Genomic DNA, 15,734 nt, shown 5'->3' on the forward strand with positions numbered 1-15,734 from the left:
TGGCCGAGCGAGCCGACGCTCGCTCGGCCGCTTCCTAGTCAATGCACGGTCAACGTGCAGTGCCCCCCTTCAACGCTGATTGTCCCCTGGGGCGGTTGTGGATCGCCGCTTTCGGCGCGTAGAGTCATTGGAAAGCGACAAAAAAAGATCTCCCTGCAGTCCGGCACGCCGAGTAACAACATCCAATAAAGACACTTTGCGTAGGGATCACTGCATGACCCAAACCCTAGAAGCCGAGCCTCGGGTCTCCCGGGCCGACTCCCCCGACGAACCCTGTTTCGCCCGCTTCATCGACGTGCAGAAGAGCTACGACGGTGTCGAGCTGGTGGTCAAGGGCTTCAATCTCGACATCCGCCGTGGTGAATTCGTCACCCTGCTGGGCCCATCCGGCTCCGGCAAGACCACCTGCCTGATGATGATGGCCGGGTTCGAAACCCCCACCCACGGCCAGATCCTGCTCAAGAACGAACCGATCAACGACCTGCCGCCGCACAAGCGCGGCATCGGCATGGTCTTCCAGAACTACGCGCTGTTCCCGCACATGACGGTGGCCGAGAACCTGGCCTTTCCCCTCGAGGTGCGACATCTCTCCAAGGCCGAGATCGAGCGCAAGGTCGAACGCGCCCTGGCCATGGTGCGGCTCGAGGGTTTCGGCGATCGACGCCCGGCCCAGCTCTCCGGCGGTCAGCAGCAGCGCGTCGCCCTGGCTCGGGCGTTGGTCTTCGAGCCCGAACTGGTACTGATGGACGAACCGCTGGGGGCGCTCGACAAGAACCTCCGCGAGGAGATGCAGTACGAGATCAAGCGCATCCATGCGGACCTGGGGGTGACGATGGTCTACGTCACCCACGATCAGACCGAGGCGCTGACCATGTCGGATCGTATCGCCGTGTTCAACGATGGTGTGGTCCAGCAGCTCGCCTCGCCCGACACGCTCTACGAGCAACCCGACAACGCCTTCGTCGCCTACTTCATCGGTGAGAACAACCGCCTCCAGGGCGAGGTCGTCGAGCTGGACGGCGAACGCTGCGCGGTGCGTCTCGACAGCGGCGAGCACGTGATCGCCAAGCCGGTGGCCATCGACGCCGTCGGCGCGCGCACGACGCTGTCGCTGAGGCCCGAGCGGGTCGCGCTGGTGAGCGCCGAGTCGGCGCAGCCGCTCGACAACCGCTTCACGGCGAAGGTGCTCGAGGTGATCTATCTCGGCGATCATCTGCGCACCCGGCTGTCGGTGTGTGGCAACGACGAGTTCATCATCAAGACGCCCAATGCGGATGGCTTCGCGACCCTGCGGCCCGGCGACACCGTCGATGTCGGCTGGACGTTTCGCGACTGCCGCGCGCTCGACGCCTGAACGATCCCGATCCTCCTTTCCCGAATGGTCCTGCGGCGGCGCAGCGCAGGCCGATCAAGAGGCATGCCAACAACAAGCGGAGAAACGAGCATGATCAAGAAAACGCGATTCAAGGGAACCCTGGCCGGCGCCGTGGGTGTCTCGGCCCTGGTGGCCGCCGTGGCGGCGCAGGCCCAGACGCTGAATATCGTCTCCTGGGGCGGGGCGTACAGCGAAAGCCAGCAGAAGGCCTATCACGAGCCGTGGATGAAGAAGACCGGCGACGAGATCGTCAACATCGATCGCAGCTCGAACGCCTTGGCGGGGCTGCGTGCCCAGAGCCAGGCGGGCAACGTTACCTGGGACCTGGTCGACATGCTGCCGGCCGATGCCATGATCGCCTGCGACGAGGGACTGGCCGAAACGATCGATGCCGACGCCTTGCTGACCGACGCGCCCGACGGCACGCCGCCGAGCAAGGATTTCATCGCCGGCTCGCTGGGTGAATGCTTCGTGCCGCAGATCGTCTATTCCAATGTCGTCGCCTTCAATACCGAGATGTTCCCCGCGGATCATCAGCCCAGCACCATCGCCGACGTCTTCGATCTCGATAAGTACCCCGGCAAGCGGGCGCTGATGCGCAAGCCGATCAACAATCTCGAATGGGCGCTGGTCGCCGACGGTGTCGATCCCAAGGACGTCTACGATGTGCTGTCGACCGACGAAGGGGTGGCGCGGGCCTTCGAGAAGCTCGACACCATCAAGGACCAGGTGATCTGGTGGGAGGAGGGCGCGCAACCGCCGCAACTGCTCGCCGATCAGGAAGTCGCCTTCGGGTCCGGTTACAACGGGCGCTTCTTCAACGCCGCCGTCGCGGAGGGGCAGCCGTTCAAGATCATCTGGGACGCCCAGGTCTTCGAGCTCGACGGCTGGGTGGTACCCACCGGCAAGCTCGACAAGGTCAAGGACTACCTGAAGTTCGCCACCGATACCCAGCGCCTCGCCGACCAGGCCAAGTACATCTCCTACGGGCCGGCGCGCAAGTCGTCCTCGGCGATGGTCACCACCCATGCCGCGACGGGCATTCCCATGAAGACGCACATGCCCACCTTCCCGCCCAACTTCAAGACCGCGATCCCCAAGGACAACACCTTCTGGGCCGACCACAACGACGAACTGACCCAGCGCTTCAACGCCTGGCTGGCCATGTGAGCCCGGCACGCCGCTCCCGCCGGGAGCGGCGTGTCCGTCGTGTCGATTTCCTGACGGAGGGGCCCGCGTGTCCGATTCATCCTCGTATCCCCTGACCACCGCCGACGGCGTGCCGCTGAAGACCAGCCTGCGCCGCGCCGTCCGGCGTTCCAGGCTCAAGGCGCTGCTGCTGGTATCGCCCTTGCTGGCCTTTTTGCTGATCGCCTTCGTGATGCCCATCGCCGAGATGCTCTGGCGCAGCGTCGACAATCCCGAGGTGGCCACCGCGCTGCCGCGCACCGCCGAGGCGCTGGCCGACTGGAACGGCGAAGCGCTGCCCGACGAAGCCGTCTACGCCGCCCTGGCCGCCGATCTCGAGGCGGGCGACAAGGCGCGCAGTCTGGGCAAGATGGCCAGCCGACTCAACTACGAGAAATCCGGGATGCGTTCGGCGGTGATGGGCACCGCGCGGCGCATCGAGGGGGTCGAGCCGCCCTACAAGCCGGCGCTGATCGCCATCAACGCCGACTGGGGCGAGCTGGCCACCTGGCGCGTCATCCAGCGCGAGTCCTCACCCTATACGCTCTCCTATTACCTGGCCGCGATCGATCGTCAGTATTCGCCCGACGGTGACATCGTCGCGGTGCCGGAGTACATGCAGGTCTACGTCGGGCTGTTCTGGCGGACCTTCTGGATGAGCGCGGTGATCACGCTGTTGACGCTGTTGCTCGGCTATCCGGTCGCCTTCCTGCTCGCCAACCTGCCGCTGCGCCACTCCAATCTGCTGATGATCCTGGTGCTGCTGCCGTTCTGGACGTCGCTGCTGGTGCGCACCACCACCTGGATCGCGATTCTCCAGTCGCAGGGGGTGCTCAACGACATCATGGTGGCGGTGGGGCTGATCGCCGACGACGCCCGCTGGCAGATGATCCACAACAAGACCGGCACGATCATCGCCATGACCCACATCCTGTTGCCGTTCATGATCCTGCCGCTGTATTCGGTGATGAAGACCATCCCGCCGAGTTACATGCGCGCGGCGCGCTCACTGGGCGGCAAGCCGCTGCTGAGCTTCCGGCGGGTGTACTTCCCGCTGACCATTCCCGGTATCGCCGCCGGCGGCATCCTGGTGTTCATCCTGTCGATCGGTTACTACATCACGCCGGCCCTGGTGGGCGGCCAGTCCGGTCGCTTCATCACCAACTACATCGCCTATCACATGCAGACCTCGCTCAACTGGGGCCTGGCGGCGGCGATCGCGTCGATCCTGCTGCTGGTGGTGATCGTGCTCTACATGCTCTTCAATCGCCTGATCGGCGTCGACAAGGTCAAATTGGGGTGATTCCATGGCTCTTCCATCCTACGCCACGCGCGGCGAGCGCCTCTGGCACTACGTCTTCCTGGGCTTGTGCGCGCTGATCTTCCTGTTCCTGATCGGCCCGCTGCTGGTGATCATCCCGCTGTCGTTCAACGCCGAGCCCTATTTCACCTTCACCCGGGCGATGGCGCATCTCGATCCGTCGGGCTACTCCCTGCGCTGGTACCATGAATTCTTCACCTCCAGCGCCTGGCTCGACTCGATCAAGAACAGCTTCATCATCGGCATCTCGGCGACGCTGCTGGCCACGGTGCTGGGCACCATCGCCGCGCTGGGACTGACGAGCCGGCACATGCCGGCGCGCGGGCTGATCATGGCGCTCTTGATCTCGCCGATGATCGTGCCGCTGATCATCTCGGCGGCGGCGATGTTCTTCTTCTTCTCGAAGATCCACCTGACCCAGACCTACCTCGGAGTGATCCTGGCGCACACCGCGCTGGGCATCCCCTTCGTGGTGATCACGGTCACCGCCACGCTGTCGAGCTTCGACACCACGCTGATCCGGGCCGCCCACAGCCTGGGCGCGAACCCGGTGCGGACCTTCTTCAAGGTGGTACTGCCGCTGGTGACGCCGGGGGTGGTCTCGGGGGCGCTGTTCGCCTTCATCACCTCGTTCGACGAGGTGGTGGTGGTGCTGTTCGTCTCCGGACCCGAACAGCGCACCATGCCGATCCAGATGTGGTCGGGCATTCGCGAGGAGATCAGCCCCACCATCCTGGCGGTGGCGACGCTGCTGGTGGGGCTGTCGATCCTGCTGTTGACCACCCTGGAGCTGCTGCGGCGTCGCGGCGAGCGCCTGCGCGGCCTGAGCCCGGGGTGAGTCGCGTGCACCGGACGGGGCCTCAGCGGCCCGTCCCGGCGCGGTAAGCGGCCATGAAGCGGTGGTCGAGTCGGCGCTTGAGGGCGAGTGCCGAGCGCCCCCGCCACCAGAACCGCCCCCACAGGCCGAGGCCGCGTCCGTCGCCCAGGTTGAGAATCGACAGGTAACGCCGCTGTGGCTGGAAATGGCGCGGGGCGGCGCCGGTCAGCCGGGCCTCCAGATTGGCGAGCAGCACCGGCCCCTGGCGAACACCGAACACGCCCAGCTTGGGGTAGGGGGCGTGTTCGAGCCAGGCGCAGTCGCCGACGGCGAAGATCCGCGGGTCTTCCGGAGCATGCAGGGCCGGCGTGATCGCGAGCCCCTGACGGGCATCGCTGCGCAGGCCGAGTTCACCCACCAGGTCGGGCGCCACTAGACCGCTGGCGAGAAGCACATGGTCGGCGCCGACCTCGCTGCCGTCGTCGAGTCTCAGCCGCCCGGGCTCCCAGGCCACCGCCGAGGCCGCCAGTTCCAGCCGGGCGCCACGGCGGTACAGACGCCGGGCGACCCAACGACTCGCGCTGCGTGGCGCCTCGGGAAGCAGGCGCTCACTGGCGCTGACCAGGCTGATCTCGAGTTCGCGGCCATAGCGTTCGCCCAGACCCAGCAGGTTGGCGGTGAGCTCGACGCCGGTGGGGCCGCCGCCGATCACGGCGAGTCGGGGCAGGGGGGCCTGTTCGGCGAGCGCCGTTTCCAGCAGCTGGCGCAGCCGCCAGAGTCGCCCGACCGGCTTGGCCGGCCAGACGTGAGCGTCGCCGCCGATGCCGATGATGGCGTTGGTGGCGACACGGCTGCCCAGGTTGAGCGACAGCAGATCGTAGGCCAGGGGCGGTGACTCGGCCAGGCGCAGTTGCCGTGCCTGGCGGTCGATGCCGACCACCCGGTCGTCGATCACCTCGCCGCCGCCGGCGCGGATCAGCGCCGCCGGGTCGAGACGATCCTCGTCGTCCCGGTAATCGCCGCCCAGCATGCCGCTGGCCATGCCGGAGTACCAGAAGTCCCCCGGCGAGATCAGGGTGACGTGGGCCCCCCGCTCGATCAGGCGCTCGACCCGGGCGGCCAGGTGCAGGTGGGCGTGGCCGGCCCCCACCAGCACGATGTTGGTGGTCTCGTCCATGGCGTGTTCTTCGCTGCTAACCTGACACGAACCTACCATCGTCCGTCCCCGGGGCGGAATTTTTTTACCCCGGATCAGTCATTAGAGAACTAAGGAAATGCTGAATAAATCGACGAGCGTGATGAAGCGCGAGGCGCATGGAACGCAGAAAACGAGACATAACATGAAGTTAGGCGAGTTTTCGACCGGGCTGGCGCCCCAGTACCACGCAACGAAGCGATTCGTTGGGGACGCCGAGTCCGCGCAGGCATTTATGCAGCGTTTCCCTAAGCATCCCGCAAGACACACCGCTGCCGGTCGTCCGCCGCCCGACAGCGTCTTCACCGCAAGGAAAGGAGTCACGCAATGGCCCAGGCAGACATTCCCGACATCGGTATGGGCACCTATAGGCTCAAGGGTCAGGAGGCCGTCGCTGCGGTGTCCTCGGCGCTCTCGCTGGGGTACCGGCACATCGATACCGCCCAGATGTACGACAACGAGGCGGCGGTCGGCGAGGCGATCCGCCGCAGCGGCGTTCCGCGCGACGAGATATTCTTGACCACCAAGGTGTGGTGGGACCGTCTGCGCCACGACGACCTGATCGCCAGTCTCGAGGAAAGCGTGCGGCGACTGGGCGTCGAGGGCGTGGATCTGGCGCTGATCCACTGGCCGTCACCCGGCGACGAGGTGCCGATGTCGGAATACATCGGTGCCCTCGCCGCAGCCCGCGACAAGGGGCTGACACGCCACATCGGCGTGTCCAACTTCACCATCGCCCATCTCGACCAGGCGCTGTCGGTGCCCGGCGGCGAGCACATCGTCACCAACCAGGTCGAAGTCCATCCGTTTCTCGCCAACCAGGCACTGGTCGAGGCCTGCCAGGACCAGGGGGTCACCGTCACCGGCTACATGCCGCTGGCGGTGGGCAAGGTGATGAACCAGCCGATACTGCACCAGATCGCCGCCGATCACGATGCCACGCCGGCACAGGTGGCACTGGCCTGGGTCGCCGCCCGCGGCATCGTGCCCATACCCTCGTCCTCGCAACCCGAACACCAGAAAGCCAACCTCGCGGCGCTCGACCTGACGCTGTCGGACGAGGCCATGGCGCGAATCGAGCACCTCGATGTCGGCGAACGGATCGCCAATCCCGGCTTTGCCCTCGCTGGGACGAGTGACGGTTCGAGGGTCGCTGCCGAGGCCGGTTCCCAGTAGCCGGCCTTTTTCACGGCCTGCGATTGGGCTGTCATCCGCGACATGCCAGAATGCGCCACCCCGCATGTCCGATAGGGAGAACGCGTGAGTTCCTCGTTACCTCGTCAACTCTGGCGACAGACCTGGCCGATGGCGGTGGGCGTGCTGTCGCTGCTGGGTTTCCAACTGGTCGACAGTGCCTTCATCGCCCGGCTGGGGACCGCGCCGCTCGCCGCGCAGTCGTTCACCTTCCCGCTGTCGTTTCTGCTCATCGGTGTCCAGGTCGGTATCGGCATCGCCATCGCGGCGCTGATCTCGCGGGCCCTGGGGGCCGGGGAGGCGGACCGGGCCCGCCGGCTGGGGGCGCTGGTGCTGATCGGCGGCGGCCTGCTGGTGGCCGTGCTGGCACTGGTTCTGTATGGCCTGCAGACCCCGCTGTTTCGCGGGCTGGGTGCCCAGGCGACGCTGCTGCCGCTGATCCGCGACTACTGGAACCTGCAACTGCTGGCCGCCTGGCTGGGGGCGGCGTTGTATTTCGGCTACAGCCTGTTCCGCGCCCACGGCGATACCCGGCTGCCCGGCAAGCTGATGGTCGTGACCAGTCTGATCAACCTGGTGCTGGATCCGCTGCTGATCTTCGGTATCGGTCCCTGGTCGGGGCTCGGGCTGCCGGGCGCGGCCCTGGCCACGGCCATCGCCTTCGCCATCGGCCTGCTGGTGGTGGGCAATCGGGTGCGCCACACCGACTGGTTGACCGGCCGCGGGCTCGTCGCCGAAGCCCGGGTGTCGACCCGTCCCTTCCTCGCCATCGCCGGCCCGGCGATGGTCAGCCAGTTAATGCCGCCACTGGCCGCGATGCTGGCCACCGCGGTGGTCGCCGATCTGGGCGAGAGCCGGGTGGCGGCCTGGGGGCTGGCCAGCCGGCTCGAGACGGTATCGCTGATGGTGGTGCTGGCGCTGACCATGTCGTTGCCACCCTGGCTGGGGCGCTGCTACGGCGCCGGTGACTGGCCGCAGATTCGACGCCTGATGGCGCTGGCCTTCAGGGTGGTGGTGATCTGGCAATTGTCGCTGGGCGTGATCATGGCCCTGCTGGCCCCCTGGCTGGCCGTGCTGCTGTCGGGCAATCCCGACATACAGCATGGCCTGGCGACCTTGATTCGCGCACTGTTGCCCAGTTATGCGCTGCTGGGGGTGTGCATGATCGTGGTGTCCGCCGCCAATGCACTGGGCTGGCCGCTGCGCGCGATGCTGATGTCCGGTGTTCGGCTGTTCGTCTGCTATCTGCCGTGCCTGTGGCTGGGCACGCAGTGGGCCGGCGACATCACCGGTACGGCGCTGGGGGCCGCGCTGGGCAACCTGCTGGCGGGCGGAGCGGCCTGGTTGCTCTTCCGCCGCTCGCTGGGGGAGCGTGGGAAGCTAGTGGAAGGAGCCGAGTCAGGGCGGGTTTGACCCGCTTATCGTCCGTCGAGGAACCGCTTGTTGGAGCGCTATGCGGTCAACCAGGAGCGCATGATACGTATCACGGCCGTGCCGGCACGGGGCGGCGACCCTTGAGGGTCAGGGCCGCTGCTGCAGGGCCAGCTTGATGCCGAAGGCCACCAGCACCGTGCCGGTCACCGTGTCGAGGGTCCGGGAAAGCCAGCGCTTGGCCAGCCAGTGGCCGGCGCGACCCACCATCAGGGCGATACCGATCTGCCAGAGGTTGGCGATCACGAAGTGCACCCCGGCCAGCCACAGCGACTTCAGCAGCGCCGGATCACCGGGGGCGATGAACTGCGGCAGGAAGGCCATGTAGAAGACCACGGTCTTGGGGTTGAGGACGTTCGACAACAGGCCTTCGCGGACCGGTTGCCAGACGCCGACCCGTTGCTTCGCGCCGGTCACGCCGGCCACCGGCAACGGCGTGCCGCGCCGGGCGCTGAGCAGGCTCTGTACGCCCAGCCAGACCAGATAGGCGGCCCCGGCAAGCTTGAGCGCAGCGAAGGCCCAGGCCGATTGCAGCAGGATCAGCGAAATCCCCAGCGCCGACACCGTGGCATGCACGAACAACCCGCAACAGATCGCCAGACTGGTGAGAATGCCGTCGCGCACGCCGCCGCGTGCGGTGTTGCGGATCACCAGCAGGGTGTCCACGCCCGGGGTGATGCTCAGCAGCGTGATGGCGAGCAGAAAGGGCAGGAACTGGGCATCGATCAGCATGAAGGTCCTCTTTGGCCGGGGGCGAGAAGCCGACTCAGGGTAACAGCCAGCGCCAGATCACCAGGGCGCCGATCACCACCACGGCCAGGCCGAGCACCATCAGCAGGCCATCCTCCGCGGCCAGGCCAAGGCCCATCAACGCGATGGCCAGCGCCGGCAGGACGGCGGCGAAAGGCAGCAGCTCCAGCGGCATCATGGAAAGCGCGAGCAGGGCGGCCAGCAGGGCGATCAGTCGCCGCGATACCGGATTGAGGAGCCCCACCAGGCGCGGCTTCAGCAGCCGGTCGAAGCGTTGCGTCCAGGGGCGTACCTGGACGACCGCTCGATGGAAGCGTTCGTGGTCGAAGCCGCGCTCGCGCAGGCGGCGCGGCAGCCAGGGCGAATCCTTGCCGAGTGCGAGCTGGATGGCCACCATGGCGATGAACAGGCCGCACAGTGTCGGGATCCCGGGAATGGCGCCCGTGGGCAGGACCACGATCAGGGCGGGGACCACCAGCAAGGGCCCGAAGCCGCGCGAGGCGAAGGTGTCGACGATATCCTGCAGGCACAGTTTGCTCCCGGAGTGGGCTTCATCCATGCCATCGAGCAAGCCGGTCAGGGCCATGCGTTCGGCCATGTCATACTCTCCTTGTCGTTGCAGTGGGCGTTTCCCTACGCCCGTGGCTGGGCGGCGCTTACAGGCCGCGACGCGCGTTCTTGTAGGAAATCTGGTCGTTGAGCGTCCAGAAATCGTAGAGGATCCCGATCAGGAACAACCCGCCGGTGATCAGATAAAGGAAGCCGGTCACCCACTTGCCCATGTACATGCGATGGATGCCGAACACGCCGAGGAAGGTTAGCAGCACCCACGCCGCCGTGTAGTTGATCGGTCCCGCGCGAAAGCGGATGTCGGCCTGACGGTCCATGGCCGGGATCAGGAAGAGGTCGATCAGCCAGCCGATGCCCAGCAGGCCCAGCGTCAGAAACCAGATCGTGCCGGTCACCGGCTTGCCGTAATAGAAGCGATGGGCGCCGGTGAAACCGAACAGCCACAAGAGATAGCCGATCGCCTTGCTGTGAGTGTTGCTGGATGCCAGTTGTGTCACGCCGCTTCCTCGTTGGTTCCGGGATCTAGGGATGGCCGGACGATACCATGTTCGGCAGGTGAAGCAGGAGTGCGTCCAGGTTCACGCCGGGTGATGCCGCCGCCCGCGCAAGCGATGACTCACCTCGGCCGATTCGCTGTCGCGCGGGGCCGGGGCGGGGCGCTATCGCCCGGCACGAGCGAGGTCGCGAAGCCTCGGCCCGTCTCGCCAAACAGGGTGTCGACTTTCTGGACGTCCCCGGTTTTTCCATCTATGGTGCTTTGTGCGGGCATCGTAACGCGTAAGACCCTCTCAACGTAGCTTGACGTGGTTCGAGGCAATGATGCATCATCCGCTGCGTTGGTTAGCAAGTAGAATAGCGTCAGTTGTTGTCGACCCTTCGAAGACTCTGAGTGCGCATTCCCCTCTTGTCTTACCCGCGCAATTTGGGCAAATGGCGTGGAATGGTCCGCGTTAGCCCAGCACCATCATCCGCAAGTAAGGAAATCGACAAATGGCAACTGGCACTGTCAAGTGGTTCAACGACACCAAAGGCTACGGCTTCATCTCTCCCGATGACGGTGGCGATGACCTGTTCGCTCACTTCTCCGAAATTCAAGCTGAAGGCTTCAAGACCCTGCAGGACGGCCAGAAGGTCTCCTTCGAAGTCACTCAGGGCAAGAAAGGCCTTCAGGCTGCCAACATCAAGGCGCTCTAAGCCCTGATGGCGCGCATGCGCCGCTATCGCCTCTCCAGAGGGTGAATCGCGACATGCGTGCTTGACCGTTCAAGACGGTAAGGACCCCGGCACATTGCCGGGGTCTTTTCGTTGGGGCGTCCTTGGCGATCCGCTGACACGCGGGTGCCAGCGTGTCGGGCCAACTGCGCGATCAAAAAACGGGACGGCCGAAGCCGTCCCGTTGTTGCGGTGATGCGCGAGTCGCGCCGGCTCGCTCAGTCCTCGCGCCGGCCGTCGACCAGCCGCTTGAGTGCGAGCGGATTGCTCTCCTTGAGTGCCTCGGGACGCAGCGCGTCCGGCAGGTTCTGGTAGCACACCGGGCGCAGGAAGCGATGGATCGCTGCCGTGCCCACCGAGGTGGTGCGCGAGTCCGAGGTCGCCGGGTAGGGCCCGCCGTGAACCATGGCGTGGCACACCTCGACCCCGGTCGGCCAGCCGTTGACCAGGATCCGCCCGGCCTTGCGCTCGAGGATCGGCAGCAGCGCCCGGGCGCTGTCGAGATCGGCGTCGTCCATCTGCAGGGTGGCGGTGAGCTGGCCTTCCAGGTGCTCGGCGACCTGCCGCACTTCCGCCTCGTCGGCGCACTCGACGATCAGCGAGCTGGCGCCGAACACCTCGGCCTGCAGCCGCTCGTCGGCGAGGAAGTCGCTCGCCGCGGTGACGAACAGCCCCGGCTGGCACTGGTTGGGGCTCTCGCCCAGGTTGCCGCGGGCCACCTCGCGGGTCTTCTCGTGGCTCGCCAGGCTGCTCACGCCCTGTTCGTAGGCGTCATGGATGCGCGGGGTGAGCATGGTCTGGCTGGCGCTGTCGCGCACCGCCTGGCCGGCGGCCTCGACGAAGGCGTCCAGCTCCGGGCCCTGGACCGCGATCACCAGCCCCGGGTTGGTACAGAACTGCCCGGCGCCCATGTTGAGCGAGCCGACGAAACCCTCGGCCATGGCCCGACCGCGCTCCTTGAGCGCCGCGGGCAGCGGGAACACCGGGTTGATCGAACTCATCTCGGCATAGACCGGGATCGGCTCGGGGCGTGACTGGGCGGTGGCCACCAGCGCCTGACCGCCGCCGCGGGAGCCGGTGAAGCCCACCGCCTTGATGCGCGGGTCGGCGACCAGTGCCTGGCCGACCTCCTGACCGGACCCGAACAGCAGCGAGAACACCCCCTCGGGCAACTGGCACTTGGCCACCGCTGTCTGGATGGCGCGACCCACCAGCTCGCTGGTGCCGGGGTGGGCGGAATGCGCCTTGACCACCACCGGGCAGCCGGCGGCGAGTGCCGAGGCGGTGTCGCCACCGGCCACCGAGAACGCCAGCGGGAAGTTCGAGGCGCCGAACACCGCCACCGGGCCCAGCGCGATATGGCGCTGGCGCAGGTCGGCGCGCGGCATCGGCTGGCGCTCGGGGAGTTCCGGATCGACGCGCACGTCGAGCCACTCGCCGGCGCGCACCACCGAGGCGAACAGCCGCAGCTGGCCGCAGGTCCGCCCGCGCTCGCCCTCGATGCGCGGGATCGCCAGGCCCGACTCGTCGCTGGCGCGCTCGATCAGGTCGTTGCCCAGCGCCTCGATCTCGTCGGCGATGGTCTCGAGGAACGTTGCACGTTCCTCGAGCGAGGTCTCGCGGTAGGTGTCGAACGCCGCCCAGGCCAGCTCGCAGGCACGGTCGACCTCCTTGGCGGTGCCGCCGGCATAGACCGGCTCCATGCGCTGGTTGGACGACGGATTGATGGCCTGGATCGGGTCGCTCGATCCGGCGACGGCCTGTTGGCCGATCAGCAGTTTGCCTTCCAGTGTCATGATTCCCTCCTGACGTAATAGCTCTGGTCTAGAGCGTGTTGACCGCGGTCACGGTGTCGCGATCGCCGTCATCGAATTGCAGTGGATTGCGCAGGGGCCGACCGAAGGCCGGCAGCTCGATGTCGAAGCGGTCGCCGTCCCGGGTGCGGACGGCGTCGGCGAAACTCAAGGTCGCGGTGCCGAAGAAGTGCACGTGGACGTCGCCGGGGCGCCGGAACCCCGGATACTTGAAATGGTGGTGTTCGAGGTTGGCGAGGCTGTGGGCCATGTTGGCTTCACCGGTGAGGAACGGTTTCTCCCACAGCGTCTCGCCGTCGCGGACGATGCGGCTCACGCCCTCCAGGTGCGCGGGCAGCTCGCCGACCAGCAGTTCCGGGCCGAAGCTGCACGCGCGCAGCTTGGAGTGCGCCAGCCACAGGTAGTTGTGGCGCTCGGTGACGTGATCCGAGAATTCGTTGCCCACCGCGTAGCCGATCCGCCAGGGCTGGCCGGTGTCGTCGATCACGTAGAGCCCGGCGAGTTCCGGCTCCTCGCCGGCGTCCTCGGCGAAGGCGGGCACGGGGATGGCGGCCTCGGGGTCGACGACGCAGTCGCCGTCGCCCTTGTAGAACCATTCCGGCTGGGCGCCGACCTGACGGGGGTCGGGCTTGCCGCCCTCGACGCCCATCTTGAACATGCGCATCGAGTCGGTCAGCTGGCTGTCGTCGGCCTGGGCCTGGCTGTGCATCGCCGAGCGGGTATCGGCGCTGCCCAGGTGGGTCAGGCCGGTGCCGGTGACCAGGCAGTGGGCCGGGTCGGGGTGGCTGAACGGGGCGCGCAGGCGGCGCTCGCGGACCAGCTCGGCGTAGGCGAGGCGTTCCCCGGTCAGCGCCGCCTCGACCACCTCGGCCAGCGGGCGATGCTCGCGGATGGCGCGGCGTGCCAGGCCGTAGGTACCGTCCTCGCCGGCGATCAGGCGGACCCGGTCGGGGCTTTCCACCACGGCCACCCGCAGTCGACCTTCGTGTTCACACTGGATGAGTCGCATGACGACCTCCAAGAATTCGAATGTTACACCAGCCACATGGCCAGCTCGGGGAAGAACAGCAGCGCGAACAGCACCACCAGCTGGATGGCGATGAACGGCAACAGCGAGACGAAGATGTCCTTGAGACTCACGCTCGGTGGCGCCACCCCCTTCAGGTAGAAGGCGGCCGGGCCGAACGGCGGCGACAGGAACGACACCTGCATGTTGACCGCGAACAGGATGCCGAACCAGATCGGGCTGTAGCCCAGCTGGTCGACGATCGGCACGAAGATCGGCAGCGTCAGCATCGCCACGCCGATCCAGTCGAGGAACATCCCCAGCACCAGCAGGATCGCCATCATCACCAGCAGGATGGCGATCGGCGGCACGTCGAGGCCGAGGATCAGCTGCGAGATGAAGCGGTTGCCACCCATCAGGTTGTAGACCCCGACCAGGGTCGCCGCGCCGATGCCGATCCAGATGATCATGCCGCAGGTCATCAGCGTCTGGCCGAGGCTCGCGTGCAACGTCTTGAACGAGAACTCGCCGCGCCCGATCACCGCCAGCAGCACGCCGAACACGCCCATCGCCGCGGCTTCGGTGACCGAGGCCACGCCGCCGTAGATCGAGCCCAGCACCAGGAAGGCGATCAGCCCCGGGACGACGATCGCCTTGAGCGCCTGGCCGCGGCTCGAGAAGCCCTCGTCACGGTCGGCGTCGGTCAGCGGCGGGCCGAGCTTGGGGTTCTTCAAACAGCGCACCAGCACATAGGCGATGTAGCTGCCCATCAGCAGCAGCGCCGGGGTGATCGCCGCGGTGAACAGGTCGGCGATCGACTGGCTGGCGATCAGCCCGTAGATGATCAGCACGATCGACGGCGGCATCATGGTGCCCAGCGAGCCGCCGGCGCACACCACGCCGATCGACAGGTGCTTGTCGTAGCCCAGGCGCAGCATCTGCGGCAGGGCGAGGATCCCCAGCAGCACGATCTCGCCGCCGATGATGCCCGACAGCGCGGCGAGGAAGAACGCCACCACCACGGTCTGGATCGCCACCCCGCCGGGCAGGCGCCCGGCGAACACACGCATGGCGTTGAAGAGGTCCTTGGCGATCCCCGATCGGTCGAGCAGCGAGGCCATCAGCACGAACATCGGCACCGCCACCAGCGAGTACTCGGTGACGAAGCCGTAGACCCGGGTGGTGACCAGCGGCAGGGCGTTGGGGCCGAACCAGCCGAAGGTGAAGCACAGCGCCACCAGGCCGGTGATGAAGGCCAGCGGCAGGCCGGTGACCAGCAGGGCGAAGATCGCCCCGACCATCAACAGGGTTCCGTCGGCGATACTCATTACGCGGTTCCTTCCGTGTCGGCGGCCACGGGGGCCGGCTTGCCGCGCAGCGACTGGATCAGGTGGATGAACGCCTGAATGCACATGATCATCAGCGCGACCATGATGATGCCCTTGATCAGTGCCGGGAACGGCGGGTTCCAGGCGGTCCCGGAGCGCTCCAGCGACCACTCGCCGAGCGGGTTGTGGGAGGACTCCCAGAACATGGTGTAGGCGGCGTAGCTCATCGCCAGGCAGAAGCCGAAGGTGACCAGGTCGTTGAAGCGGTCGAGCCACAGTCGCAGCCGCGGGCCGGCGCTGTCGTAGAGCACCCGCACGCGGATGTGGCGGTTGCTGGCCAGCGCCGCCGGGCCGCCCAGCGCGAAGGTCACCGCGACCAGCATCACGGTGGTCTCGTGGACCCAGGAGGTCGGCGAGTTGAAGCCGTAGCGCATGATCACCTCGAAGACGCTGATCGCCATCGAGATCGCCACCAGCCAGGCGGCGACGCGGGCGCAGGCCACCACGCCGCGGTCGAAGGTGCTGCGCACCGG

The 15,734-nt window shown here is 66.8% G+C and carries 15 protein-coding genes; 7 read left to right on the forward strand and 8 right to left on the reverse strand.

What is annotated here, in order from left to right; all coding sequences use genetic code 11:
• Window positions 1–214 precede the first annotated feature (214 nt).
• The 4 genes from KGR00_RS15615 (at window position 215) to KGR00_RS15630 (ending at window position 4,722) form a co-directional block, all read left to right on the forward strand.
• Window positions 215–1,354, forward strand: a complete 1,140-nt coding sequence (locus KGR00_RS15615) for an ABC transporter ATP-binding protein (RefSeq protein WP_224419586.1) — start codon at window positions 215–217, stop codon at window positions 1,352–1,354.
• Between the two features lie 90 nt (window positions 1,355–1,444).
• Window positions 1,445–2,545, forward strand: a complete 1,101-nt coding sequence (locus tag KGR00_RS15620; protein ID WP_224419587.1) for an extracellular solute-binding protein — start codon at window positions 1,445–1,447, stop codon at window positions 2,543–2,545.
• A gap of 67 nt (window positions 2,546–2,612) precedes the next feature.
• Window positions 2,613–3,866 (forward strand): ABC transporter permease, encoded by a 1,254-nt coding sequence (locus tag KGR00_RS15625; protein WP_129142069.1) that lies wholly within the window; start codon window positions 2,613–2,615, stop codon window positions 3,864–3,866.
• 4 nt (window positions 3,867–3,870) lie between these two features.
• Window positions 3,871–4,722: an ABC transporter permease gene (locus tag KGR00_RS15630; RefSeq protein WP_129142068.1), complete on the forward strand. Its 852-nt coding sequence runs from the start codon at window positions 3,871–3,873 to the stop codon at window positions 4,720–4,722.
• Window positions 4,723–4,744: 22 nt separating this feature from the next.
• Here the strand turns inward: KGR00_RS15630 and KGR00_RS15635 are convergent, their stop codons facing one another.
• Window positions 4,745–5,878: an FAD-dependent oxidoreductase gene (locus KGR00_RS15635; protein ID WP_162500929.1), complete on the reverse strand. Its 1,134-nt coding sequence runs from the start codon at window positions 5,876–5,878 to the stop codon at window positions 4,745–4,747.
• Between the two features lie 345 nt (window positions 5,879–6,223).
• On the opposite strand from KGR00_RS15635, the gene dkgB reads away from it, so the two are divergent.
• The gene (dkgB, locus tag KGR00_RS15640; protein ID WP_224419588.1) at window positions 6,224–7,072 is read left to right on the forward strand and encodes a 2,5-didehydrogluconate reductase DkgB; all 849 of its coding nucleotides are present in this window, start codon (window positions 6,224–6,226) and stop codon (window positions 7,070–7,072) included.
• 129 nt (window positions 7,073–7,201) lie between these two features.
• Complete coding sequence (locus KGR00_RS15645; RefSeq protein WP_224419891.1) at window positions 7,202–8,503, forward strand: MATE family efflux transporter; 1,302 nt, start codon at window positions 7,202–7,204, stop codon at window positions 8,501–8,503.
• 108 nt (window positions 8,504–8,611) lie between these two features.
• Here KGR00_RS15645 and KGR00_RS15650 read toward each other — a convergent pair whose 3' ends face one another.
• Genes KGR00_RS15650 through KGR00_RS15660 form a run of 3 tightly spaced genes read right to left on the reverse strand, consistent with a single transcriptional unit; the run spans window position 8,612 to window position 10,338 of the window.
• On the reverse strand, window positions 8,612–9,253 hold the full coding sequence (locus KGR00_RS15650; RefSeq protein ID WP_224419589.1) for a LysE family translocator: 642 nt from the start codon (window positions 9,251–9,253) through the stop codon (window positions 8,612–8,614).
• 34 nt (window positions 9,254–9,287) lie between these two features.
• Complete coding sequence (locus tag KGR00_RS15655; protein WP_224419590.1) at window positions 9,288–9,869, reverse strand: exopolysaccharide biosynthesis protein; 582 nt, start codon at window positions 9,867–9,869, stop codon at window positions 9,288–9,290.
• A gap of 58 nt (window positions 9,870–9,927) precedes the next feature.
• Window positions 9,928–10,338, reverse strand: coding sequence for a TM2 domain-containing protein (locus KGR00_RS15660; protein ID WP_129142063.1), 411 nt, complete (start codon window positions 10,336–10,338; stop codon window positions 9,928–9,930).
• A 493-nt stretch (window positions 10,339–10,831) separates the two neighbouring features.
• On the opposite strand from KGR00_RS15660, the gene KGR00_RS15665 reads away from it, so the two are divergent.
• Window positions 10,832–11,035: a cold-shock protein gene (locus KGR00_RS15665; protein WP_031382855.1), complete on the forward strand. Its 204-nt coding sequence runs from the start codon at window positions 10,832–10,834 to the stop codon at window positions 11,033–11,035.
• 236 nt (window positions 11,036–11,271) lie between these two features.
• On the opposite strand, the gene KGR00_RS15670 is transcribed toward KGR00_RS15665, so the two are convergent.
• The 4 genes from KGR00_RS15670 to KGR00_RS15685 all read right to left on the reverse strand — a co-directional run.
• The gene (locus tag KGR00_RS15670) at window positions 11,272–12,849 is read right to left on the reverse strand and encodes an aldehyde dehydrogenase (NADP(+)) (protein WP_224419591.1); all 1,578 of its coding nucleotides are present in this window, start codon (window positions 12,847–12,849) and stop codon (window positions 11,272–11,274) included.
• Between the two features lie 28 nt (window positions 12,850–12,877).
• Entirely contained in the window at window positions 12,878–13,876 is a 999-nt protein-coding gene (gene araD1 / locus KGR00_RS15675; protein WP_224419592.1) for an AraD1 family protein, read from the reverse strand.
• Window positions 13,877–13,899: 23 nt separating this feature from the next.
• Window positions 13,900–15,201, reverse strand: coding sequence for a TRAP transporter large permease subunit (locus tag KGR00_RS15680; protein ID WP_224424449.1), 1,302 nt, complete (start codon window positions 15,199–15,201; stop codon window positions 13,900–13,902).
• Window positions 15,201–15,734 (reverse strand): TRAP transporter small permease subunit (locus tag KGR00_RS15685; protein WP_224417646.1); only part of this gene is annotated, 534 nt, incomplete at its 5' end. The genes KGR00_RS15685 and KGR00_RS15680, both read right to left, overlap by 1 nt.

It is taken from the genome of Modicisalibacter sp. MOD 31.J (genome assembly GCF_020147985.1).
Lineage (GTDB): Bacteria > Pseudomonadota > Gammaproteobacteria > Pseudomonadales > Halomonadaceae > Modicisalibacter > Modicisalibacter coralii.